The organism is Halomonas sp. N3-2A (genome assembly GCF_002216165.1).
GTDB lineage: Bacteria > Pseudomonadota > Gammaproteobacteria > Pseudomonadales > Halomonadaceae > Vreelandella.
In genome coordinates, this window is record NZ_CP022286.1 from 4,465,198 (window position 1) to 4,487,617 (window position 22,420).

Sequence of the window (22,420 nt, forward strand, 5' to 3'; positions counted from 1 at the left end):
TCTGGTTGAACGCGAAAGTGGTGCATTCGTTCACCAGCGCATTACTGCTAGCGTGCATACCATGTTGCAGATCAGGAGAAGATCATGAGCTTTATCGAACAGTGGTTACACGATGCAGTACCCACCCTGGTGGGTGGCGAGTGGCGCAAGGGCCAACAGACCTTTGCCGTCGATAACCCCGCAACCGGCGAGACGATTGCCCGGGTTGCCGACTTAGGCGCTGATGACGCCCGCGACGCAGTGGCCGCAGCGTATGCCGCTGGGCCAGCCTGGCGCGCAACGCCAGTGAAACAGCGCTCGGCATTGCTGCGCCGCTGGTTTGAGCTGATCAATGAGCACGCCGATGACTTAGCCCGCTTGATGACCCTAGAGCAGGGCAAGCCGCTAGCAGAAGCCAAGGGCGAAGTGACTTACGGCGCCTCATTTATTGAGTTTTTCGCTGAAGAAGCCAAGCGTATGGCTGGGGAAACCCTACCCAGTCACGGCGCGGATAAGCGCCTTATGGTGCTGCGCGAGCCGGTCGGCGTGGTAGCAGCGATTACCCCGTGGAACTTCCCCCTGGCGATGATTACCCGTAAGTGTGCCCCGGCCTTGGCCGCAGGCTGCACCGTGGTGATTAAGCCCGCCGAAGCCACGCCGTTAACTGCGTTGGCAACGGCTTACTTGGCGCTTGAAGCAGGCCTGCCAGCCGGCACTATTAACGTGATTACCGCCTCAAAACCGGCAGCGGTGGGTGAAGTGCTCACCACCGACTCACGGGTGCGTAAAGTCTCGTTTACTGGCTCGACCCCTGTGGGTAAACACCTGCTCGCTCAGTGCGCGAGCACGGTGAAGAAAACCGCTATGGAACTGGGCGGCAACGCGCCGTTTATCGTCTTTGATGACGCTGATGTGGACGCCGCCGTAGAAGGGGCGATTGCTTCAAAATTCCGTAATGCCGGGCAAACTTGCGTGTGCACCAACCGCTTCCTAGTGCAGGACGGGGTTTACGACGCGTTTGTCAGCAAGCTGACCGAGCGTGTTAGCGCGCTGAAGGTCGGCGATGGTTTAACGGAAGGCAGCACTATCGGCCCGCTGATTAACCAAGCGGCGGTAGAAAAAGTGCAGAGTCACGTAGACGACGCGGTAAATCACGGAGCGCGACTGCTCTGCGGTGGCAAGCCCCACGCCGCAGGCGAGCGCTTCTTTACCCCCACGGTGCTTGCTGACGTAACCACCCAGATGGCGGTGTCCGATGAAGAAACCTTCGGGCCCGTCGCGCCAGTGTTCCGTTTCCAGCGTGATGAAGAAGCGATCGCCATGGCCAACGATACCCCGTTTGGCTTGGCAGCCTACTTCTACGCCACGGGTTACCGCCGTATCTGGCACACCATGGAGCAGTTGGAATACGGCATGGTTGGCGTTAATGAAGGCCTGATTTCTACCGAACTGGCGCCGTTTGGCGGCGTGAAAGAGTCTGGATTAGGGCGTGAAGGTTCCCACCACGGGTTAGATGAGTTTACTGAACTGAAATACGTCTGCGTTGGCGGTCTATAAGGAAAACGATGATGAATAACCAAGAATTGAACGAACTGAAAAATCGCTATGTGGCCAACGGTGCCGCCACGCCTACCACCCAGTTTGCCGAGCGTGCTGAAAACGCCGAGTTATGGGATGCCGATGGCAACCGTTGGATCGACTTCGCGGGCGGTATTGGCGTGCTGAACCTGGGCCACCGCCACCCGAAAATTGTCGCGGCAGTAGAAGCGCAGCTCAAGAAAGTCATGCACACCAGCGCGGCGGTGATCTCCTACGCCCCTTACGTGCAGCTGTGCCAAAAACTTTGTGAACTGACGCCGGTACGTGGCCCCGAGCGTAAAGCAATGCTGGTTAATACCGGTGCTGAAGCGCTGGAAAACGCCGTGAAGATCGCCCGCGCGGCGACTGGTCGTACAGGCATTATCACGTTCGACGGTGCTTTCCACGGCCGTACCATGATGACGCTGGCCATGACCGGCAAGGTACTGCCCTATAAGAACGACTTCGGCCCTATGCCGGGTGATGTTTTCCGCGCGCCGTTCCCCAACCCGCTGCACGGTATCAGCGAAGAAGCGTCGTTAGACGCCATTCGTACGCTGTTCAAAACCGATATTGCCCCGCATCGCACGGCGGCTATCGTGATTGAGCCGGTACAGGGCGAAGGCGGTTTCTACATCGCCTCACCGGATTACCTGAAAGCGCTACGTGCGCTGTGTGATGAGCACGGTATTCTGCTGATCGCCGATGAAGTGCAGTCTGGCTTTGCCCGTACCGGCAAGCTGTTTGCGCTCGAACATAGTGGTATTGAAGCGGACATCCTGACCACCGCCAAGAGCCTGGCGAACGGCATGCCGCTATCGGCGGTTGTGGGTAGTGCCAAAGTGATGGACGCCTCTGGCCCCAACTCCCTGGGTGGCACCTACAGTGGTAACCCGCTCTCCTGCGCAGCGGCGTTAGCGGTCATCGAGGTGATCGAAGAAGAAGATATCCTGGCGCGCAGCGAACAGATGGGCAAAATGCTGGCCGAGCGTTTTGCAGTGTGGGAAGCGCGTTTCCCTGCCGTTGCCCACGGCCGTCAATTAGGCGCCATGGCCGCTTTTGAATTGCTCGATAGCGAAGGAAAACCCGATACAGCGCTAACCGGTGCGCTCTGTGCCAAAGCCCGCGAGAAAGGCTTGATCCTGCTCTCCTGTGGCTTCTACGGCAACAGCATCCGCATTCTGGTGCCGCTGACGGTCTCTTCTGCCGTGCTGGAAGAGGGCTTGAGCATTATCGAGGAATCTCTGGAAGCGCTTAGTTAAGCCGTCCTTCTAGGCATCATCAAACCCGTCATCGCCAAACAGTGAAAGCTGTTGGCGATGGCGGGTTTTGCTTTTCTAGCGCGCTTATTCACAATGGATTGATGCCCAGGTTTCCGAGTGGCGGCGAAGCTACAGCATTTACTTCCAGCGGTACTGTCTTGGTTGAATTCATGTATATTAGAATTTTACGTCTACAATATATTCTCTATGAGTTTTCTTAAGTAAGTAAGTGTCGACTAAGGAGATGCATGAATGAAAGTTCCTCAATGGATTGTTTGGGATCTTGGTGGCGTTGTCGTTGAATTGGATTTTAGCGGCATGATGGAAGATGCCACTGAGAAATTTAATATCGATAAATCAGAATTGCTCCCGTTAATTCGAGAAGAATTTAAGGTGTCTCCATCAAGTTACAGTCTTACTGAAAAAGCAGTCGCAGGGTTGATAACAAAAGAGATTTATATTTATGAAATAAAGAGTGCAATAAGTAGAGATGTTCCCGAGTACGGGATAGAGAGCTTGCTAAAAAGAGTATTGGTCGGCGAAAAAAACGAAACAGTATTGTTAATTAAGAAATTAGCTCAGCGTGGTTTCCGCCAAGCTTGCATGTCAAACATCGATCAAACACATTGGGAGAAAATACAGTCCTTTCCGAATGTTGATAACTTATTTGAGAAAAAGTTTTTATCTTTTGAGCATAAGCTTGTCAAACCTAATGCCGATGCTTTTTTAAAAATGTTGGAGATTTTAGGTTGCGATAGAGATGATGTTGTTTTTATCGATGATCGTGAAGATAATGTTAAAAGTGCTAGGGATAGTGGTATTGATGGGATTGTTTTTGAAAACCATGCTCAGCTCTTGAAAGATTTATCAGCGCGTGGCCTGTTAACTTAATTGGCAAAGGAGGGAGGGCATGAGTGGAATAAAGAAAGGACAGTTTACTGTTACCTCAAGCAAAACAATTTATAAGAACCCCTGGATTGAAGTTACCGAAGACAGTGTTATCCGGCCTGAGGGTGATAGGGGGATATTTGGCACTGTTGATATGAAAGACGGTGTTGCAATTCTTCCTTTATTTTCTGATGGTACGGTATTGCTTGCCCGTGAGTATAAATATGCTCAAGATGCTGAAATGATAGAAATCATTGGTGGAGGGATAGACGAGGGGGAAGCTCCTGAGCAAGCGGCTGCTCGGGAGCTTGCAGAGGAGGCTGGCATCGGTGCAGGCCACTTTAAATCTATCGGTGTAACGGATCCTTTTACAACTCTAGTTAGAACAAGAGATCATCTTATCATTGCAACAGAACTCTATGAGCTAGCTGCTAGGCCTCCTGCCGATGATATGGTTGAACCTTTCAATGTTTCTCTTAATACTGCTGTTGAATACGTTTTAAATGGAAGTATTACACATACTACTTCATGCCTTTTGATTTTAAGAGCAGCATTCGAATATCCACAATACGTAAATGCAAAAGTAGCTGGTTTGTAGTGTGTGGTTGTCAGCTTTTTCGCGTTTGAACCAAACGACCTGGATGGGGGCCTTAGCCATGCTGTATCCTGATGGTTTGCTCGGCATAACGCCTATTCGTCATAAAACCATGACGTTATCATCAAGTGATAGACGTCGTAAGCGGCAGGCCGCTACGCTAGCGTGTTAGACAAACTCAATAGGAGAGAGTGCATGTATATCGCCATGAACCGTTTTCGGATTGCCCCAGGCCGCGAAGAGGATTTTTTAGAGGTGTGGCGCAACCGCGATTCTCATTTGGATGAAGTGCCGGGCTTTAAACAATTCCAAATGCTGCAGGGCGAAAGCCAGGAAGACCACACCGTGTTTATCTCCCACAGTGTGTGGGAATCGGAAGAAGCCTTCCGCGCCTGGACCAAATCAGAAGCGTTCCGCAAGGCTCATGCTAACGCCAAAGCGCCGGAAGGTATCTATCTTGGCCCACCTAAGTTTGAAGGGTATGACGTGGTGCTGTAAGCCAAATCCAATAAGGTTGGCGCTGGAGATCCAGACGTTTGGGGGGAGTGTATCGGTATGGCGTTTCAACCCTCCCCCAGCGAGCCGCTTATCGCTCATGAGGCGACCTTGGCCTCCTCTTGGCCGCTCTGTTTGAGCGCTTCGGCAACGAAGCCATTTGCCTTACGCGCTTGTAGGAAACTCTCTACCCAAGCGATCACGTCCTGACGATCTCGCGGCAACGCCATGGCCTGCTCGATCTGGGTAAAAGCATCCGGCAACACGCGGTATGCTGAGTGCTCTTGAGCAAAACGTTCGAGGGGTTGACGCACTCCGGCGGCGGCTTCCAGGCCTTGATCGACAAACCAGTCAACGGCAGCCGTAGAAGTGGGGGCACGCACCAGCGATGCGCATTGCAAGGTGCGTGTTAGAAAGAGGTCATAGGCAGCCCCCTGCCCAACGGAGATGCGCACTCCCTCCTGGTCTAAATCCGTCACGCGCACGTTAGACGATTCCCTCGGCACTAAATATGTCCCTTCAATGATCACATAGGGGTCGGTAAAGCATATCGTTTCGGCCCTTTTGGGGTCTCGGGCTAGAAAGGCTAGATCCCAAGCATCCTCTCCCAGCGCGGTCACCACCTTACCAGCGGCGTCGAAGGGCACGAGGCGAAGCGGTACGTCGATCCATTCAGCCAATGCCCGAGCCAGGGCGACGGAGACGCCCGTCAGCTCGCCGCTGAAACTTTTTTGTGCCAAGACGGGATTGCCCAGGTTGATGGCAGCTCTCAATTCTCCACCCGGGGCCAGACGTCGTTTCAACTGATCGTTATTTAAAGCCATGACGGGTACCTTTTATGCTTGTAAATGTTGAAAAATGTCCCGGCGTTTACCGGGACGAAAAGAATCAACTCCTCAGGGAATGGGTATGCTGGTGATAAGTGCCCTTCAGTCGCCTTCTGGATTGCCAGTGGTGGGGGGCGATACTCTCATTCGACGACGCAGGATCGGGCCCAGGATATAGGGCAGTACTAATCCCAGTGTCGCAAAAGCCCACAAGCCGATAGCCAGTCCACTGCTCCATAGGATCATCCAGTCCCCATCGGAGATATCCATGGCATGGCGCAGGTTCTTCTCCATCTCGGGCCCCAGCAACAAGCCAAGGATCACCGGCACCAGCGGAATCTCCAGCTTGCGCAGAACGTAGCCGCCCACCCCAAAGGCCACCATGAAGTAGAGGTCAAAGATGGTGTTACTGATCGAGTAGATACCCACGAAAGCGATCATTGTGACGATCGGCAGCAGGTACATCGGTGGTACGGAAAGCAGCTTGACGAAGATGCCTACCAACGGAATATTGAGGATCAGCAGTAAGAAGTTACCAATTAACAGCGCAGCAATAACGCCCCAGACGATGTCGGCATTCTGGGTGAACATCAACGGACCTGGTGTGATATTCAACGAGATCAACAGCGCCAACAGTACCGCTGTGGTGCCGCTCCCCGGCACACCGAGGGTCAACATGGGAACCAAAGCACCGCTGGAAGCGCCATTATTACCCGCTTCAGGCGCTGCGACACCGCGAGGGTCACCCTCTCCGAAGTAGCCTTTCTTACCCAACACACGCTTTTCCAGGGTATAGCTGATGAAGCTACCCAACGAAGCACCGGCACCCGGTAGCACACCGGCAATAAACCCCAATACCCCACCCCGGAAGCTGGTGGGCAGGATATCGCGGATATCCCTCCAAGAGAGCGAAAGCTTGTTGACCTTCATCTTCTCCTTGCCGCCACCGGCTCGCTCTTCAATAAAGAACAGCAGCTCGGAAATAGCGAACAAGCCTACGATAGCGATGATGAAGTCGACGCCTTCGAAGAGTTCGAGCACGCCGAAGGTGTAACGCTGAACGCCAGTATTATCGATACCCACAGTGGCAATCATTAGACCAATACAGGCGGCGACCACCGTTTTGATAGGGTTTTTGCCGGTAATGCCACCCAAAGTAGCGAACGCTAACAAGAAGAGCGCGAAATACTCCGCAGGGCCGAACGTCAGAGCGAAATTAGCCAGCAGCGGCGCCAGCAAGATCAAACCGACGGTGGCCACCAGGCTACCAATGAAGGAGGCCACTGCCGAGATAGCGAGCGCCTCCGACGCCTTGCCTTTTTGGGCCATAGGATAGCCGTCCAGGCAGGTCATCATGGCCGGTTCATCGCCGGGAATATTCAACAGAATCGACGAAATACGCCCACCGTACATGGCCCCGGCATACACTGAAGTCAGCATAATCAGGGCGGTTTCTGGCGCGAGTCCCAAACTGAACGCCAGCGGAATCAGGATAGCCACGCCATTGGCCGGGCCTAACCCCGGTAAGGCGCCGATCAAGGTGCCTAGAAAAGCCCCCAGCAGGGCGAACATCAGGTTATGGGGCTGCAGAGCAACGCCAAAACCATCCATTAGATAACCTAGAGTTTCCATTAGTTTACCTCCAGGAATGACAGCAGACCCAGCGGCAAGGCGAGATCAAGTGCAAAACTAAACAGAAAGTACACCACCACTCCCGATACTGCCCCGGTAATGTAAGCATTGAGCGGGCGAGCCCCCATGCGCCAGCAAAGCGTTCCCACCGCCAGCGTGGTGCTAATGATGAAGCCCAGCGGCTGAAGCAGCATGGCGTAAAAGATCAGCACCACTATGGCGATGATTAGCTCAATACCGGTACGGCTCCACGGCCAGGCGTTGTCGGGATCAGGACGTACAATCAGATATAGGCTGGAAATGGCTAAAACGATGGCAAGCAGCGTTGGGAATGTCTCCGGGCCAACAGCTTCGCCACCACCGAACGGTTCCGGGAACTGAGTGGCGCCCCAGCCGTACGCAGCGGCCAGGACGATCATCAAAACCCCAAAGATGCGGTCATTGAATGTCATTACTGAATCATTCCCAGCTCAATGGATAGTTCGCGGATATCATTGATTTGCTCTTCCATGAACTCCTTGAATGCTTCACCGGTGTAGTGAAAGGGCATGAGGCCGTTGTTTGCCATTACCGTTTTCCACTCATCACTGGCATACAGGGTTTCGATAGCACCAACCCAGTATTCATAGGCATCATCCGAGATGCCTGCTGGCATATAGAAGCCGCGCCAATTCGGCCCGACAGCATCAATACCCTGCTCTTTGGCAGTCGGGATATCTGCAAAATCACCCGGTAACCGTTCAGGCGCCAGAACGGCTAGGATTCTCAGGTCGCCCGATTCCCAGAAGCCACGCGCTTCAGAGATATCGCCAGTAAAAGCATCGAGGTGGCCTCCCACGACCTGAGTCAATGCCTCACCGCCATTGTTGTACGAAAGGTAAGGAACCTCTCTGAGTGTCTCGACCCCTGCCGCTTTAGCGGCGATAAGCGCTTTTAAGTGATCCCAGCCACCCTTGGCACTGGCGCCGGCAAATTTAACGGATCTGATGTCATCTTTGATGGCATCCATGAGCTCATTAAGGTTTTGGTAGGGGGAGTCATCAGGCACCGCGATAACCCCATAATCAGACCCGACAGTACCGATCCAGCGCACCATATCAACGTCCATGCCAGGAAATTGCTCCTGTGCCAGACGCGTCGGCACAGCCGTTGAGGCGGCGATGAGAACGTTCTCCTCACCTTCGCGTTTGCTGACGACGTGAGAGTAAGCTACACCGCCCCCGGCCCCCGCCATATTGATCGTCTGTACGTTACCAGGGACAAGCCCCAGATCGGACAACACCTTACCGCCGGTACGGCATGTGAAGTCCCAGCCGCCACCGGGGTCTGAAGGGGCGATGCACTCTACTCTGCGGGCTGGTTCATATGAAAAAGCAGAAAATGAAGCGGTACTCAGGGCTGCAGAAAGGGCAGTAAGGGCGATAAGGCGCTTGTTCATTAGTAAACTCCGCGGTCGGAAGACTGTTCGTTATTGTTGGCATTCGTATGGTTCACGAGTGATGCTAGGGAACTTGTCTCGACAGGAGAATCTTCGTTTGGGAAACGCCCCTTTTCCATATGGGTTAAGCGACTCAAGTATCTGTTAAATAATGAATTAATCGTTTACTTATTAGAAGGAATTAGACTTATGTCTAGCTCTTGGATATGCCATGCTGATTAAAAAAATGCCCCAGCATTAAATGCTGAGGCATGTTGGCGCGTTTTCCTCAAACTAATAGTCACTAAACAGACACTAATAAGCACCCTGATCAGGCAGCAACACGGCCCCTTATTTGACGATGTCCATCACCTCACGCAATGACGCCACCTGTGCGTGGAAAAAATCTTCGAACTCATCGCCGGTTAAATGGAAAGGCATCAGACCTCGCCGCGCCATGATGTCCTGCCAATACTCGCTTTCATAGACATGCGCTATGGACTGAATCCAGAACGCTTTATCTTCTTCGCTAATACCGGCAGGCGCATAAAAACCGCGCCAATTCGGGGCTACAACATCGACGCCCTGCTCCTTGGCCGTGGGCAAATTATCAAACGGTGCGGGCAGACGCTCCTCCGCCAGAATCGCGAGCACACGCAGACCCCCGCTTTCCAGATAGCCCGTGATGCCGGAAATATCGCCAACGAACACATCCAGATGGCCACCCAATACCGGCGTTAGTGCACTACCGCTATTGTTATAATCAAGGAATGTAACGCCGCTAAGCCCTTCGATGCCCGCCGTATGCAGCACTCTAAGGACATTGATCTGATCCCACCCCAGCACACCACTGCCCGTGGCAAACTTGACCGATTTGATATCGCTCTTGAGTGAGGTAATCACCTCATTAAGATCCTGTATCGGGGACTCTTCTCGCACGGCCAGAATGGCATAGTCCGCACCCAAGGTACCCAGCCAGGTGACATCGTCGGCGCTCATGCCCGGGTAGAGATCCTGGGCAAGCCTTGTCGCATTGGAAGAGGAGGCCGCGACAATCAAGCCGTCGTTCCCCTCCCGTTTGCTGACCACATGGGCAAAGGCCACGCCACCGGCGCCACCCGCCATATTTTTAGTCTGCATGGTTTGGTCAATCAGCTCCGTTTCACGCAAGCCTTGTGCAAATTGGCGACAGGTAAAGTCCCATCCACCACCGGGGTCAGCAGGCGCTAGGCACTCAAGCCGTTCAGCAGGATGCTCAGCGCTGACGGGGTTGCCCAGCGCCATGAAGGGCCAGAATAGGGCAGTGATGGGGACTAGCTTTAAAGCAGTCGATAGCGTTGGCATAAGACACTTCCTATTGTTGTCATAATGTTGTTGTCATCATATTCGGCATCTTTTCATGATGACGGTGTATTGCCACAACGCCACGTCGTGGCGAGTTTCAACTCAGCTCATGGGTATCGCAGGGGCTGGCTAGGCTTGTGGATTTGGTTTTAATCCTCCCGAAAGGTTAGGCAGACGGGGCTCGGCGTCGTCAACTGATGAAGCGGGGCGGGCTGCCGACTCATAAGGGTGGTGATATCGAAGGTGGCGACGGTATCGTCGTCTTCATTGGCGATGTGAAGGTGGCCAGGGCCGCAGTCAAAACCCAGAAAGCGTGGTGTTTTGCCGCCGGAGGGGAAGCTTCTGATGTAAGCCAGATGACCACTTCGCGGATTGACTTCAAATACAGCGACACTGTCCTCTCCACGATTGGAGGTCAGCACATGGCGCCCAGAGGGGTGGACAACAACGCCTGCCGCGCGGTTGTTCCCCGTATAAAAGGGAGAAACACTGGGCAGAATTTGCAGTGGCGTCATCTCGCCACTGGCGTAATCAATTTGATAGGTCGCCACGGTCGAGTCCAGCTCGTTGATGACGTAGGCGATGTTTAGTTCGGTGTGGAAGTCGATATGCCGTGGACCTGCTCCTTCCCGCGTTGGCGTTTTAACCACCTGAGGGGCGTGGAACTTGCCACGATGGCCATCGAACGGGATCGCAAACAGGCAATCAAGCCCCTTGTCGGGCACTAAGACGTGACGCCCATCCGGTGTGAAAGGGTTGGCATGCGGCTTGGGAAAGGGCTGTTCTATACGATGAGGCCCCAATGTACCGCTTAGTTCAATGAAGTCAGTAACCCCAGTAAGGGTGCCATCCGCGGCCAAACCAATCACCGCCAGCGAACTGGAGATATGGTTGGAGACCACGATGAAACGTTCACTGGGGTCGAGCGCCAAGTGCACTGGATTGGCGCCTCCCGTGCTCATCTGGTTAAGCAGCTTTATCTCACCACTCACCGGGTGAATAGCGAAGGCGCTTATTTCACTGCGATCGCCGTGAATGCAGTAGAGTCGATCACCATCACGGTTGAGCGCTAGGTAAGAGGGGTTGGTAAGCCCTTCCAGCAGTTGGATCTGTTCCCATTGCTGCGCTGTATCGTCAACACGATAGACGCTGATGCCTTTGCCGCGGGCCTTGCGCCGCAGCGTGGTACGACAGCCAATGTAAGCCAGCATAAGTTGCTTCCTGTGTCATTTGGAACGGGTCATCAATAGCGGTAGGGCTCAGTGGCTAGACTGGCCTTCCTCCAGTGTCTTACGCACCACAAAGGGCAGAATGCCGCCGTGCATGAGGTAGTACACTTCCTGGGAAGAGTCGATGCGCAGATCCAGCATTAACGTAACGTCCTCTCTTCCAGTACCACTTAGGTGTAGCAGCACCGGGTTTTTACCCACCGCCAAGGGTTCTCTAACGTCGATGGCAACGCTTTCATCACCTGACAACGCCAAGCCATCGGCAGTCACACCAGCGGGGAATTGCAGCGGCAGTACCCCCATACCGATTAAATTGCTGCGATGGATGCGCTCGAAGCTACCGGCGACCACCACCCTTACCCCCATTAGCGCTTGGGCCTTGGCTGCCCAGTCGCGGCTCGACCCCGCACCGTAATTAATGCCCGCGAAAACCACTAAAGGGATATCTTTGTCGAGATAGCCTTGGACAGCCTCGAACAGTGGCTGTGGCTCGCCGCCATCAACGGGGCGCGCCCAGACGCCCTGACCACTTGGCATGCCCGGCAAAAGGTTATCGACCCGCTGATTGGTGAACGCCCCCCTCAGCATCACTTCATGGTTACTGCGCCGAGTCGAATACTGATTGAGGTTGGCGGGGTCCTCACCCATTCTGATTAGATAGCGTCCCGCTTGGCTATCCTCAGGAATGGCCCCTGCAGGCGAAATATGGTCGGTGGTAACGTTGTTACCCAGTTGCATCAGTACCCGCATATCCGTGAGTGACAGAGAGCTGCGTGGCTGGGGTGATACATGCTCCAGGTAACGTGGACGGCGCAGATAGGTCGATTCAGAATGCCAGTTGAAACGTAGGCTGCTCTCAGCATTGAGTTTTTGCCAGTGATGCGTTCCCTCCCAAAGCGTCGCGTTACGAACGGCATGCCCCTCGGGGGTGACAAACGCATTCACTAGCTCGGCAACCTCGTCGTCGCTAGGCATCAGCTCTGACAGGTACACTGGCCGTCCAGAGGCATCTTCGGCGATGGGCTCGCAGGTAATATCCCGAGTCACATCACCCGCAATGGCGTAGGCAACCACAAGCGCAGGCGACATTAGATAGCCAGAGGAAAGACGTGGGTTTACCCGCCCCTGGAAGTTACGGTTGCCAGACAACACGGCGACGCCGTCCAGACCCGTGTCGACGCGCGCCTCCACCGCAGGAATCAAGCTGCCTGAATTGCCAATACAAGTCATGCAACCGATGCCCGTCAGTGAAAACCCGAGTGCATCGAAATCCTGCTGCAGACCTGCACTTTTTAGGTAATCGGCGACGACCCGCGAGCCCGGTGAAAGCGATGTCTTCACCCACGGCTTGCGCGTCAAACCACGCTGGCGTGCACGCCGCGCTAGCAATCCAGCTTGAATCACCTCAGTGGGGTTGGCGGTATTGGTACAGCTTGTGATCGCTGCAATCACTACCGCGCCATGATCGATCGTGCGAGCCCAGCCGCTCAGATCAGCGGCGCTATCATGGCTGGTTGCCAATAGATCAACGGCCTTGTGCGATGGACGACCGAGCCGCTGATACGAGGCTGCCAATTCACTGAGTGCATGCCGCTGATGAGGTTGGTGGGGACCGGCAACACTGGGTTCTATACGGGATAAGTCGATCTCAAGGCAGCGATCAAAACAGGGGGCGGGAGCGTCGCTATGACGCCACAAACCTTGGGTTTCTAAATAAGTCGCTACCCGGGTGCGCAACGCCGCATCGCGTCCACTCAAGGTTAAGTACTCCATGGTGCTATCGTCGAACGGAAAAAACATGACGGTTGCCCCGTACTCTGGCGCCATATTGGCAACGGTGGCCCTTGCCGCTAGATCCAGACCAGCCAGCCCAGGGCCACAGAATTCGACGAATTTGCCTACCACTCCCTCAGCGCGCAGTAACTCAGCAATAGTGAGGGCTAAATCCATGGCAGTGACTGTTGGGCCAAGCTGGCCGGTGAGACGAATCCCGATGACCTCGGGAAGGGTGAGCGTCACGGGCTCCCCCAGCAAGGCTGCCTGCCCCTCAAGCCCACCAACCCCCCAGGCGAGCACGCCCAAAGCGTTAATCATCGGGGTATGGCTGTCTGTCGCCACCATATTGTCGGGATGCAACCAGGATGGGCCACCATTTTCGCTTTCACTCACCCACACCACTTCAGCCAGTGACTCCATATTCACTTGGTGAATGATACCGGTGCCGGGGGGGACCACTTTAAAGTTATCCAGGCTCTGTTCAGCCCACTTCAAGAAGCGGTAACGCTCCTCATTGCGATGAAAATCGATGTCCAGATTGCGTGCAAATGCCTCTGGCTGATCGAAATGCTCAACGATCACCGAATGGTCAATGGCTAATACGGCGGGTATTGCCGGGTTTATTCGGTTAGGATCGCCGCCCATCTCAGCCACCGCATCTCGCATCCCAGCAAAGTCGGCTAACGCAGGCAGGCAGGTGGTATCGTGAAACATCAAGCGATTAGGATAATAATTAACCTCTCCTTCACTCGTCTGACCTGCTAAAAAGCGAAGAAAGCCAGGCACGTCGTTAGGGGAGCGGCGTGCCACGTTCTCTAGCAGAATGCGCAAGGAGTAGGGCATTTGCTTAAGCCGTTGCTTATCGACCAAGTCAGCCAGGGCAATGTAACGGTACTCCTGGCCGTCTACTGTCATCCTGCGCGGCTGGAAGGTAGGGCGCTTATCTTGGGGCATTGGGGGTCTCCTTGGGCACCGAGCTGAGGCGCAATGGAAACCACGTTATAGGAAGATCTTCAAAGGGAAAATTGAAGCTTCGCCAAGCGAGCGTTCGTCAGCGGGTAACAGTCGAACGCGACCTGCTACTCCAGAGGCTCAGATAGGTAACCTTAAGCCGATGAAGAGAGTCGAAGATGCTCGACAAAGGCTTTTACTGTCGGGGGTAGCATACGAATATCCCTAATCCCGATTTGTAGTTGCCGCTCTGCCCAACTTTCGTTAAGCGTAATGCCGACAATAGGGATTGACTGTGCATAGATGTTGATAACATGACGAGGCAAAATCGCGATGCCCAGGCGGGAAGCCACCAACTGGCACATGCAGTCAAAGCTACTGACCCGAATTTTGACCTTGGGCGTAATGTCCAGTTTCTGAGCTTCACGGGTAATTAAAGCGTAGAGAGCACTTTCGCTGTGTGAGGCAATCAGCTCGTGGCGAATAAACTCAGCAAAATGTAGGCTTTCCCGCTCTGCTAGCGAGTGACTCACTGACACCGCGACGGCGAGCTCATCGCTACGGTAGGGAAACGTTTCAAGCTCAGGCGATGCGGTGTGACTGGCAAAAACACCCAGATCCGCATGCCCGTCAACGACCTCGCGCACGATAGCAGCCCCCACGCGTTCCTCGATATCGAGCTTTATGCCCGGGTATTCGGCGGTGAATGATTCAATATCGGCGGGCAGAAACTGTGCCAATGCAGAGGTCGTGGCGTGGAGCTTAATATGTCCCTTGATCCCCCCCGTGTAGTCGTTTAACTCCTCCTCCATCTGGTGCAGGGTCTCGAAAACCTTACGGGTGTAGGAGAGCATGGATTGACCCGCAGGCGTTAGCTCCACCCCCCGTGAAAAGCGTGTGAACAAAGGTGCCCCCACGCGACTCTCAAGTTCAGCAATGCGCTTGCTAATGGCCGACACCGCTAAGTGCGCTCGTTTCGAGGCCCGGGTAAGACTTCGCTCTTCGGCAACGCAAAGAAAGATTTTCAAGGTAGTCAAGTCATAGCGCATTGAGCCGCTCACAAGCTGATAAGAGTGAATGATAGCCGTGGCAAGTTTGGATGGTTTATCTGCACTCAGCCGTATAAGCCCTAACGCTGAAACGGCAGATCAGCCATATTTTCTGGATAGTCTATATGGTAAGCATGATGGCTGTTCAATGGAAACTTCCCTGTAATGGCTCATCTCCTTGCAGCGGGCTCTTCTTGAGTTGGTCGATGAACGTTGACCTCGATCAGTTGATGTCCATTGCGATTGATGAAGTCGCCTATCCCGCGATCAGGGCGCCAATCATTGCTAAGCTCCGCCGGATGCCTGCCTGGATAGCGGATCATCAAGAGGCCAAAAAGTCGCGTAGAGCCTTTATTTCTGTGGTATGCCATCTGAGTAATCATGGCACTGGACTTCGGCCTCTTGTAGTAACCAGGCCCTGAATGCCTCCGCATGAGGGTGAAGATATTGCTGATCAGAATAGGCTAGGTGAAAAGCCTCTGATGTGGCGATACGCTGCTCAAAGGGGGCGATCAGTTTGCCGCTTGCGATCATTCCTTCCACCAATGAGCTACGCCCAAGCGCGAACCCTATTCCTTGGGACGCCACTTCTAGCGCGGCAATCAAGGTATCGAACTGGAGCCCTTGGGAAGTATCGAGATGACTTCCTCCCGTCTTATTCAGCCAGTAGCCCCATCCTTCCTCATAGCCGATCACGTGCAGCAGGGTATGCTCGGCCAGGGCCTCGAGAGAGTCGGTGGGTGATGTTCTTGTGAATAGCGATGGGCTGCATACTGGAAATAACTCATCCCAAGTGAGCCGCTCTGACTTCATCCCCTCCCAACCTCCCTGGCCGTAGCGGATCTCCATGTCGGCCTCCTCCTTCTTATAGCCCTCTCCAGCCCAGATATTGCTCGTGAAACGCAGGCCGATGTTGGGGTACAGAGTCCGGAAGCGAGAGAGGCGTGGGGCGAGCCAGGTGGTGAGGAATACTAAATTGACTCTGACAGTAATCAGCTTGGGACGCCCCTGACCGAAGATCTCATCGGTGGCGACCGCTAGGCGCTCAATGGCCTCGTGGATAGCTGGCAAGTAGGCCAACCCTGCATCGGTCAAAGCAATACCTCGGGGGAGGCGCTTGAACAGTTGGGTGCCAAGCTGTGACTCGAGCGCCTTGATCTGCTGGCTGATAGCCGCTTGGGTGAGATTGAGCTCAACCGCCGCCCGGGTAAAGCTTTGAAGGCGGGCGGACGATTCGAAGGATCGCAACCAATTCAGCGGAGGAAGCCTTTTCTTCATGATTATCTTCATCGCAGTAGGTCACCGAGTTTAGTCGGTCAATTTATCAGATGTGGGCTTGCGTATCAGTCGCTACGAGCTACTCACGAAGGAAAAAATGAGATGTCCTACGAGGGTCATGGATTCTTCCTGTGTTAAAAATTTAGGGGGACGACCAAAGCCGTTGGTAGAGCCCAATGATCTCGTCGGCGTCGGGAACTCGAGGGTTGTTTCCGGGCGAACCGGAGGCCAATGCCTGTTCGGCCATGTTGGTCATCAGCTCAAAGAAGCGCTGACGCTTGATGCCAAACTGCTCAGGAGTGGGAACTTGAAGCTCATCGTTGAGGGCATTGAGTTCATCAAGCAGTTTGTGATTGGCGACGTCGATACTGTCCTGCTCGCTGGCGATGCCAATGGCACGAGCGCAGTCGGCATAGCGCTCCGGGGAGGCCGGTATCGAGAACGCGGTCACGGTGGGCAGCAGCATCGCGTTGGAGAGGCCGTGCGGCACATGAAAATAGGCGCCAATGGGACGGCTCATGCCATGTACTAGTGCCACAGAGGCATTCGAGAAGGCCATGCCCGCAAGGGTCGACCCCAGCATCATCGCCTCACGGGCGCGTTGGTCATCACCGTGGTGATAAACGCGACGGAGATTAGGGCCAATCAGTCTCATCGCTGAGAGAGCTTGGCTGTCGCTGAATGGGTTGGCTTTCTTGCTGATATAGGCTTCGATCGCGTGGGTCAAAGCATCAATTCCGGTATCGGCGGTCGTCCGCTTTGGCAGGCTCAGGGTCAGACGGTAGTCGATTATAGCTGCCACCGGCATGAAGCCAGATCCAACACAAAGCATCTTTTCGTCGCTGTCTTCGTCAGTAATGATGGTGAATCGGGTTACCTCGGAACCGGTACCCGCTGTCGTAGGGACCGCGATGATGGGGAGGCCCACTTCACTCACCTGGCGGGGGAACTTGTAATCTCGCATTTCACCGCCGTGCTTGGCCAGGATGGCAATCGCCTTGGCGCTATCGATGGGACTCCCACCTCCCAGGGCGATGATACTGTCGTAGTGACCTCTACATGTCTTTTCCACGCCGGCTTGTATGGAGCTAATGGTAGGCTCTGGTACGGTATCGTCGAAGACATCTGCAGCAATCATATGGTTAGAGAGCGTTGCTTGAATTTGCCCGACGTAGCCCAGTTGGACCATCATCTTATCGGTGATGATGAGAGGGCGCTGGCAGCCGAGGTTTGCCAGGATATGGGGAATCTCCTGGCTTGCGCCTTCGCCCACCTGCATAAGACGAGGAAAAGAGATCTGAGTGGACATGACGTCTCCTTTGGTAATGGGTCTCAAGGACGGCGGTATAAAGACAACCCCCGTGAAATTTGTGTTTATTTATTAACGAGTTCCGAAAGTTCGGCGGTGGAGCAGGGGGCGAGCGCCTCCAAGGGGGCTTCTCGTTCGGCTTGCCCAGAACGCGGTTCTTCTCTTAGCGACTTGCATAGGCCATAGATGGCCAGCACTACCACGACTGAGCACGGCAGGGCGGAAACGATCGAGGCGGTCTGCAAGGCTTGCAAGCCTCCGGCGAGTAATAGCACTGCGCCCACTGCACCCACCGCGATCCCCCAGAATACCCGCAAGCGTGTCGAGGGGTGTTCATTACCCATGCTGACCAGAGTGCAAATCACCAAGGCTGCGGAGTCTGCGGAGGTGACGAAATAGGTCACCAGCATGACGGTACAGATCGAGGCAAACAGTAGCGTCAGTAACTGCCCCAGCCCCATCAGTTCAATGGTCGTGAACAGTGCTATGGTGACGTCGTCATTAACCGCTGCGGTCACGCCACCGCTTCCGTAGAGCTCTATGAAGAGAGCAGTGTTGCCAAATACGGTGATCCATAGGGCCCCCAGAAGCGTTGGCGCTAACAGTACACCGAGTACGAATTCGCGGATCGTGCGTCCCCGGGAAATGCGCGCGATGAACATGCCAACGAACGGGGCCCAAGCTATCCACCACCCCCAGTAGAAGATGGTCCACGCTCCTTGCCACTGGCTCTCAGGGTCGGGGTCGACCCAAAGTCCTAGCTCCACCGCATGAAAGAGATAGTCTCCTAAGTTGGTAAAGAAGGCTCCTAGCAGGTAAGCAGTCGGACCGAAAATGAGAAACAGCGCCAGAATAATCCCTGTCAGTTGCATGTTCAGCATGCTGAGGAGTCGAATGCCCTTGTTGACACCGGTGACGACCGAGACAGTAGCGATAGTCGAAATTAGGATGATCAGCATCACCTGATGAGAGGTCGATACCTCGAAGCCGAACAGATACTGGAGGCCTGCGTTGATCTGCTGGGCACCCATTCCCAAGGAGGTGGCGATGCCGAACAAGGTTCCGAACACGGCCAACAGATCTACCACATGCCCGATGGGGCCATAGATACGATCACCGAAGATTGGGTACAGGCTGGAACGAATGGAGAGAGGAAGCCCTTTTCGATAGGAAAAATACGCCAGCGCCAAGCCGATCACCGCAAACAGTCCCCAGCCGTGTAGCCCCCAATGGAAGATGGCGATGCGCATCGCCACTTGGGCTGCCTCAACGCTCATCTCTTGGCTTTCGCTGATGAAGGGGTTGCCTTGGAAGTGAAAAATCGGCTCTGCGATACTCCAGAAAAGAATGCCAATGCCGATACCAGCACCAAATAACATCGAGAACCAGGCAAAGTTACTGAACTCCGGTTTTTCCCCTTCGCTCCCTAGACGGATACTTCCGTAGCGGCTAAAGATGAGCCAGATCGAGAAGAATAGGATGAGAGTTATTAAGGCGATGTAATACCAGCCAAAATTTGAGCTAACAAATTTATTGGCGTCACTGTAAATGGCGCCAGCGTACTCTGGATCAATAACGGTAAAGATAATAAAAGCTATCACCAACAGGGCGGATCCGATCGTCATGGTCGGATGACCTCCCCCTAACAGGCCTATCTTTCGCATCGCGTCTTTATTGTGCTTGTACATGATGCATATTCCTCCTTTCTCGCTCTGGTGAGACGAACCTAGAGCACAGGTTGTCTCGTTATCGGCTTGAAGCGACTGACCCACACTTTTATCGCTTCGGCAAAATTTCCACGTTGCGAACAAATGTGGCTTGGGGGTCATTCTTGTGAAGGCCGGGAGGGATAACAAGCAACGAAACATCGCCCTAAGACCTCGTTATTTTTATGGATAAGCCGTTAGGCTGTTTTTTCTTGGCCTGCGTTGAAGCAAGCAGTGCCGTGGTTGAGTTAAAGGATTTCTACCTTTTGAACGCAGTCGGTGTAGCTCGTCATCGCTGCCCTACCGGACGTATTGTTGCCTTGGGGAAGTTTTGCCCTATCAGATCGTCTGCTTTCCCGTTGTTCTCCACGCGCAGCTTCACTTAGGCATCAAAAAACTTATGCCTCAGGGGGATTTTTTATTGCTGGTTAGGCAAGTTGCCACATCCTAGTATCCCGGTTGTCAATCAGGCGAAGGGGCAGTCACTGCGTTCTGTTTTCACTCGCCGGACGTTATCCAGTTCCACTTCATTTCTAGGGAAACACCGCCATGACAACCAACAAATCGCTCCCCTTGTCCGGCGTCCGTGTCGTCGACTTTGGCCAGCAAATCGCCGGTCCCGCTACCGCAATGGTACTCGCTGACCTCGGTGCCACCGTGATACACGTCGATCCTCCGCAGGGGCCTCAGTGGGATCATCCGGCTAATGCGGTCTTGAACAGAAATAAGCGCTGCCTACGCCTTGACATGAAAACGCCCACTGGCCTGGAGCAGGCTTTGGCATTGATCGATACGGCCGACGTCATCATTGAAAGTTTTAGGCCCGGTGTCATGGCGAAACTGGGGGTGGATTTTGCCCGTTTGCAGGCCGAACGTCCGGCGCTGATCACGCTTTCAATGCCAGGCTTTGCCAGTAACGATCAACTACGCAGCGAATGGAAAGCCACTGAGGCCGTTGTCGCTGCCACGTCAGGCGCCTTTACCGATATGGGCTTCAACCGTGTGCTAATGGGGCTCAATCCTAGTTTCTCACCGCTGCCTCTGGGGTCCGCCTACGCGACTACCCTGGCGGCCAGTGCGGTTGTAATGGCACTGTTTGAACGTGAAAAGACGGGGCGCGGTGATGTCATCGAGGTGCCCATTGCGTCGGCGTTGATGGAAGGGTTGTCCTACAACTCCATCGTGATCGACGGCCTGCCTGAACGCTACAAAACCATGCGTGAGAAGGAGATCGAGTATCGCAAGGCCAACGATATCCAGATGGATGTCGCTTATACCGACTTGCAGGAGTACCTTGATCCTTTCTATCGCACCTATGAATGCGCAGACGGACGCATGTTTTACTGTGTATGTCCGTCGCATCGTAACCATGCACGCCGTGCTCTTGAGGCTCTGGGGCTTTACCAGGAACTGGTCGCTGAGGGGCTGCCGGAGGTATCTGATCTGCACTTGCCCGTCAGCGAATGGGAGGGCGAAACGTCCATCGGTGTGTACCCGCTTCCCAAGAAGTGGGCAGATATCATTTCGGCTAAGATGAAAAAAGCCTTTCTCACCAAAACGTCTACTGAATGGGGCATTATTTTCGGTGAAAACGGCATACCAGGTGCTCCTCACCGCACCACACAGGAGTGGGTTAACGACGAGCACACTAACAAGGCTGGCTTAATCGTTGAGGTTGACGACCCCGAATTTGGCCGTATGAAGCAGCCAGGACCGATCGCCTGGCTGGAAGGCTATAGCGAACAAATGTTAGTGCCTCAGCCCAGGAAGCAGGTCGGTTTCGAGGAGGCGCTTGCAGAATTGAAGGCCGTTGCATACCAAGAGACGCTTACCCGTCCGCTGGGTGCGGACATCAAGCCTGCCCAAAAGCAGGGCTGGCTGGAGGGGCTGCGAGTACTGGACTTGACCAATGTTATTGCAGGGCCGCACTCCACCACATTCCTGACTCGTTTCGGTGCGGAAGTGATCAAGCTGGATCCCGTTAAGCCTCTTTATGACCCGCTGATCGGAACGCTTTTCACCTTTCAGACTGGCATGGGCAAGCGCAGTGCACTGGTCGACATCATGACCCCTGAAGGTCGGGAAGTTTTCGAGCAGTTGGTCAAGCGCGTCGACCTAGTGGTTATAAACGCTCCAGAGCGCCAGATAGAGCCACTAGGCTTAGATCATGCCACTCTTCAGTCGGTTAATCCGGGGGTTCTGTTCTGTCGTCTGGATTGTCTCGGCGGCCCGCGCCGTGGGCCGAAGACGAATTACATCGGTTATGACGATATCGTCCAGGCCAATAGCGGCATCATGAGTCGTTTCGGCGGTCCTGACACGCCCGAAGAGCACGCCCACCTTGGCACGCTTGACGTCAATTGTGGATTTGCCGCCGGGCTGGGTATTGCTGTGGCGCTTTATCATAAGCACAAGACGGGTGAGGCAACCCGTGCTAGGACGTCGCTGTCGGCGGTCACAAACCTGGCTCAAGTTCCCTTTGCCTTCGACTACGTGGGGCGCGGGCCCTTCGATGAGCCCTCTGGCCGCGAGGCGCTGGGCTATCATGCCCTCTCGCACTTCTATGCGACCAGCGATGGCTGGATCTATCTGGATTCGAACCAGGCTGAATTGCCTCGGTTGGAATCTGTCGAGGGCCTAGCGGGGATCGAAACGGCCGAGCACAAAGGCGACTTCCTAACCGAGGCCTTTAAACGGGCACCCGCGTCTTACTGGCTGGAAGCCCTACATGCTGCTGACATCGCCGCCGCGCTACCGCTGGGTATCGAGGAGTTGAGGAACAAGTACAGCCGTCGGGCAGATGGTCGAATGGGAATCGACAAGGGCAGCTACGCCTTTTCAGTCTATGCTGATCATCCGAGTGGTCACTGCATTACACAAATCGATCACTATGCTATTCGCCCCACGCAAGCTCAGATCCTCGCACCGACACCAACAGAAAGGTTTGGCGCCTCGACCCGACTTATCCTGGAGGAGCTGGGGTATAGCGCAGATGATATCGACGCGATGATCGCGCGGAAGGTGGCTGGCGTAGGCTGGGGGCGTGAGTTCTTGCCGAGTTAAGCGTGGTGGACTCGCTATCGGAGGGGGATCCCCTCCGATTAA

Annotated in this window: 17 protein-coding genes; 6 read left to right on the forward strand and 11 right to left on the reverse strand. The window is 54.4% G+C overall.

The features are described from left to right. The first annotated feature begins 84 nt into the window (after positions 1–84). The 5 genes from CEK60_RS20655 to CEK60_RS20675 all read left to right on the forward strand — a co-directional run bounded on the left by CEK60_RS20655 (position 85) and on the right by CEK60_RS20675 (position 4,800). Entirely contained in the window at positions 85–1,536 is a 1,452-nt protein-coding gene (locus CEK60_RS20655) for an NAD-dependent succinate-semialdehyde dehydrogenase (RefSeq protein WP_089040605.1), read from the forward strand. Positions 1,537–1,547: 11 nt separating this feature from the next. Next, positions 1,548–2,819, forward strand: a complete 1,272-nt coding sequence (gene gabT, locus CEK60_RS20660; protein ID WP_089040606.1) for a 4-aminobutyrate--2-oxoglutarate transaminase — start codon at positions 1,548–1,550, stop codon at positions 2,817–2,819. 252 nt (positions 2,820–3,071) lie between these two features. Then, on the forward strand, positions 3,072–3,710 hold the full coding sequence (locus tag CEK60_RS20665; RefSeq protein WP_089040607.1) for an HAD-IA family hydrolase: 639 nt from the start codon (positions 3,072–3,074) through the stop codon (positions 3,708–3,710). Positions 3,711–3,729: 19 nt separating this feature from the next. Next, positions 3,730–4,305 carry an NUDIX domain-containing protein gene (locus CEK60_RS20670; RefSeq protein WP_089040608.1) on the forward strand — a complete coding sequence of 192 codons (576 nt, stop codon included), beginning with the start codon at positions 3,730–3,732 and terminating at the stop codon, positions 4,303–4,305. Positions 4,306–4,497: 192 nt separating this feature from the next. Then, positions 4,498–4,800 (forward strand): antibiotic biosynthesis monooxygenase family protein, encoded by a 303-nt coding sequence (locus CEK60_RS20675; protein WP_009722905.1) that lies wholly within the window; start codon positions 4,498–4,500, stop codon positions 4,798–4,800. A 95-nt stretch (positions 4,801–4,895) separates the two neighbouring features. Here the strand turns inward: CEK60_RS20675 and CEK60_RS20680 are convergent, their stop codons facing one another. The 11 genes from CEK60_RS20680 to CEK60_RS20730 all read right to left on the reverse strand — a co-directional run bounded on the left by CEK60_RS20680 (position 4,896) and on the right by CEK60_RS20730 (position 19,297). After that, positions 4,896–5,621, reverse strand: a complete 726-nt coding sequence (locus tag CEK60_RS20680; RefSeq protein ID WP_089040609.1) for a transporter substrate-binding domain-containing protein — start codon at positions 5,619–5,621, stop codon at positions 4,896–4,898. Positions 5,622–5,726: 105 nt separating this feature from the next. Further along, complete coding sequence (locus CEK60_RS20685) at positions 5,727–7,256, reverse strand: tripartite tricarboxylate transporter permease (RefSeq protein ID WP_089040610.1); 1,530 nt, start codon at positions 7,254–7,256, stop codon at positions 5,727–5,729. Then, the gene (locus CEK60_RS20690; protein ID WP_089040611.1) at positions 7,256–7,708 is read right to left on the reverse strand and encodes a tripartite tricarboxylate transporter TctB family protein; all 453 of its coding nucleotides are present in this window, start codon (positions 7,706–7,708) and stop codon (positions 7,256–7,258) included. Before CEK60_RS20690 ends, CEK60_RS20685 begins: the two co-directional genes overlap by 1 nt. Beyond that, on the reverse strand, positions 7,708–8,694 hold the full coding sequence (locus tag CEK60_RS20695; RefSeq protein WP_089040612.1) for a Bug family tripartite tricarboxylate transporter substrate binding protein: 987 nt from the start codon (positions 8,692–8,694) through the stop codon (positions 7,708–7,710). The genes CEK60_RS20690 and CEK60_RS20695 overlap by 1 nt, the downstream gene beginning before the upstream one ends. 330 nt (positions 8,695–9,024) lie before the next feature. After that, positions 9,025–10,017: a Bug family tripartite tricarboxylate transporter substrate binding protein gene (locus tag CEK60_RS20700; protein ID WP_089040613.1), complete on the reverse strand. Its 993-nt coding sequence runs from the start codon at positions 10,015–10,017 to the stop codon at positions 9,025–9,027. A gap of 149 nt (positions 10,018–10,166) precedes the next feature. After that, positions 10,167–11,228, reverse strand: a complete 1,062-nt coding sequence (locus CEK60_RS20705) for a lactonase family protein (protein WP_089040614.1) — start codon at positions 11,226–11,228, stop codon at positions 10,167–10,169. A 48-nt stretch (positions 11,229–11,276) separates the two neighbouring features. Then, positions 11,277–13,976 carry an aconitate hydratase AcnA gene (acnA, locus tag CEK60_RS20710; protein ID WP_198361409.1) on the reverse strand — a complete coding sequence of 900 codons (2,700 nt, stop codon included), beginning with the start codon at positions 13,974–13,976 and terminating at the stop codon, positions 11,277–11,279. Between the two features lie 152 nt (positions 13,977–14,128). After that, positions 14,129–15,022 carry a LysR substrate-binding domain-containing protein gene (locus CEK60_RS20715; RefSeq protein ID WP_089040615.1) on the reverse strand — a complete coding sequence of 298 codons (894 nt, stop codon included), beginning with the start codon at positions 15,020–15,022 and terminating at the stop codon, positions 14,129–14,131. 351 nt (positions 15,023–15,373) lie between these two features. After that, complete coding sequence (locus CEK60_RS20720; protein WP_089041004.1) at positions 15,374–16,300, reverse strand: LysR substrate-binding domain-containing protein; 927 nt, start codon at positions 16,298–16,300, stop codon at positions 15,374–15,376. 142 nt (positions 16,301–16,442) lie between these two features. Further along, complete coding sequence (locus tag CEK60_RS20725; protein ID WP_089040616.1) at positions 16,443–17,609, reverse strand: iron-containing alcohol dehydrogenase; 1,167 nt, start codon at positions 17,607–17,609, stop codon at positions 16,443–16,445. 65 nt (positions 17,610–17,674) lie between these two features. Beyond that, positions 17,675–19,297: a BCCT family transporter gene (locus tag CEK60_RS20730; RefSeq protein WP_198361410.1), complete on the reverse strand. Its 1,623-nt coding sequence runs from the start codon at positions 19,295–19,297 to the stop codon at positions 17,675–17,677. Between the two features lie 567 nt (positions 19,298–19,864). Here CEK60_RS20730 and CEK60_RS20735 point away from each other — a divergent pair. Beyond that, positions 19,865–22,378 carry a CoA transferase gene (locus CEK60_RS20735; RefSeq protein WP_089040617.1) on the forward strand — a complete coding sequence of 838 codons (2,514 nt, stop codon included), beginning with the start codon at positions 19,865–19,867 and terminating at the stop codon, positions 22,376–22,378. The last annotated feature ends 42 nt before the right edge of the window (positions 22,379–22,420 follow it).

Excerpts from the sequence above, each read along its gene's own strand:
- CEK60_RS20705 (WP_089040614.1), bottom strand. The coding sequence starts at position 11,228 with ATGCTGGCTTACATTGGCTGTCGTACCACGCTGCGGCGCAAGGCCCGC.
- CEK60_RS20675 (WP_009722905.1), top strand. The coding sequence starts at position 4,498 with ATGTATATCGCCATGAACCGTTTTCGGATTGCCCCAGGCCGCGAAGAG.
- CEK60_RS20685 (WP_089040610.1), bottom strand. The coding sequence starts at position 7,256 with ATGGAAACTCTAGGTTATCTAATGGATGGTTTTGGCGTTGCTCTGCAG.
- CEK60_RS20690 (WP_089040611.1), bottom strand. The coding sequence starts at position 7,708 with ATGACATTCAATGACCGCATCTTTGGGGTTTTGATGATCGTCCTGGCC.
- CEK60_RS20670 (WP_089040608.1), top strand. The coding sequence starts at position 3,730 with ATGAGTGGAATAAAGAAAGGACAGTTTACTGTTACCTCAAGCAAAACA.
- gabT (WP_089040606.1), top strand. The coding sequence starts at position 1,548 with ATGAATAACCAAGAATTGAACGAACTGAAAAATCGCTATGTGGCCAAC.
- CEK60_RS20725 (WP_089040616.1), bottom strand. The coding sequence starts at position 17,609 with ATGTCCACTCAGATCTCTTTTCCTCGTCTTATGCAGGTGGGCGAAGGC.
- CEK60_RS20655 (WP_089040605.1), top strand. The coding sequence starts at position 85 with ATGAGCTTTATCGAACAGTGGTTACACGATGCAGTACCCACCCTGGTG.
- CEK60_RS20730 (WP_198361410.1), bottom strand. The coding sequence starts at position 19,297 with ATGTACAAGCACAATAAAGACGCGATGCGAAAGATAGGCCTGTTAGGG.
- CEK60_RS20735 (WP_089040617.1), top strand. The coding sequence starts at position 19,865 with ATGACAACCAACAAATCGCTCCCCTTGTCCGGCGTCCGTGTCGTCGAC.
- CEK60_RS20700 (WP_089040613.1), bottom strand. The coding sequence starts at position 10,017 with ATGCCAACGCTATCGACTGCTTTAAAGCTAGTCCCCATCACTGCCCTA.
- CEK60_RS20720 (WP_089041004.1), bottom strand. The coding sequence starts at position 16,300 with ATGAAGAAAAGGCTTCCTCCGCTGAATTGGTTGCGATCCTTCGAATCG.
- acnA (WP_198361409.1), bottom strand. The coding sequence starts at position 13,976 with ATGCCCCAAGATAAGCGCCCTACCTTCCAGCCGCGCAGGATGACAGTA.
- CEK60_RS20680 (WP_089040609.1), bottom strand. The coding sequence starts at position 5,621 with ATGGCTTTAAATAACGATCAGTTGAAACGACGTCTGGCCCCGGGTGGA.
- CEK60_RS20695 (WP_089040612.1), bottom strand. The coding sequence starts at position 8,694 with ATGAACAAGCGCCTTATCGCCCTTACTGCCCTTTCTGCAGCCCTGAGT.
- CEK60_RS20665 (WP_089040607.1), top strand. The coding sequence starts at position 3,072 with ATGAAAGTTCCTCAATGGATTGTTTGGGATCTTGGTGGCGTTGTCGTT.
- CEK60_RS20715 (WP_089040615.1), bottom strand. The coding sequence starts at position 15,022 with ATGCGCTATGACTTGACTACCTTGAAAATCTTTCTTTGCGTTGCCGAA.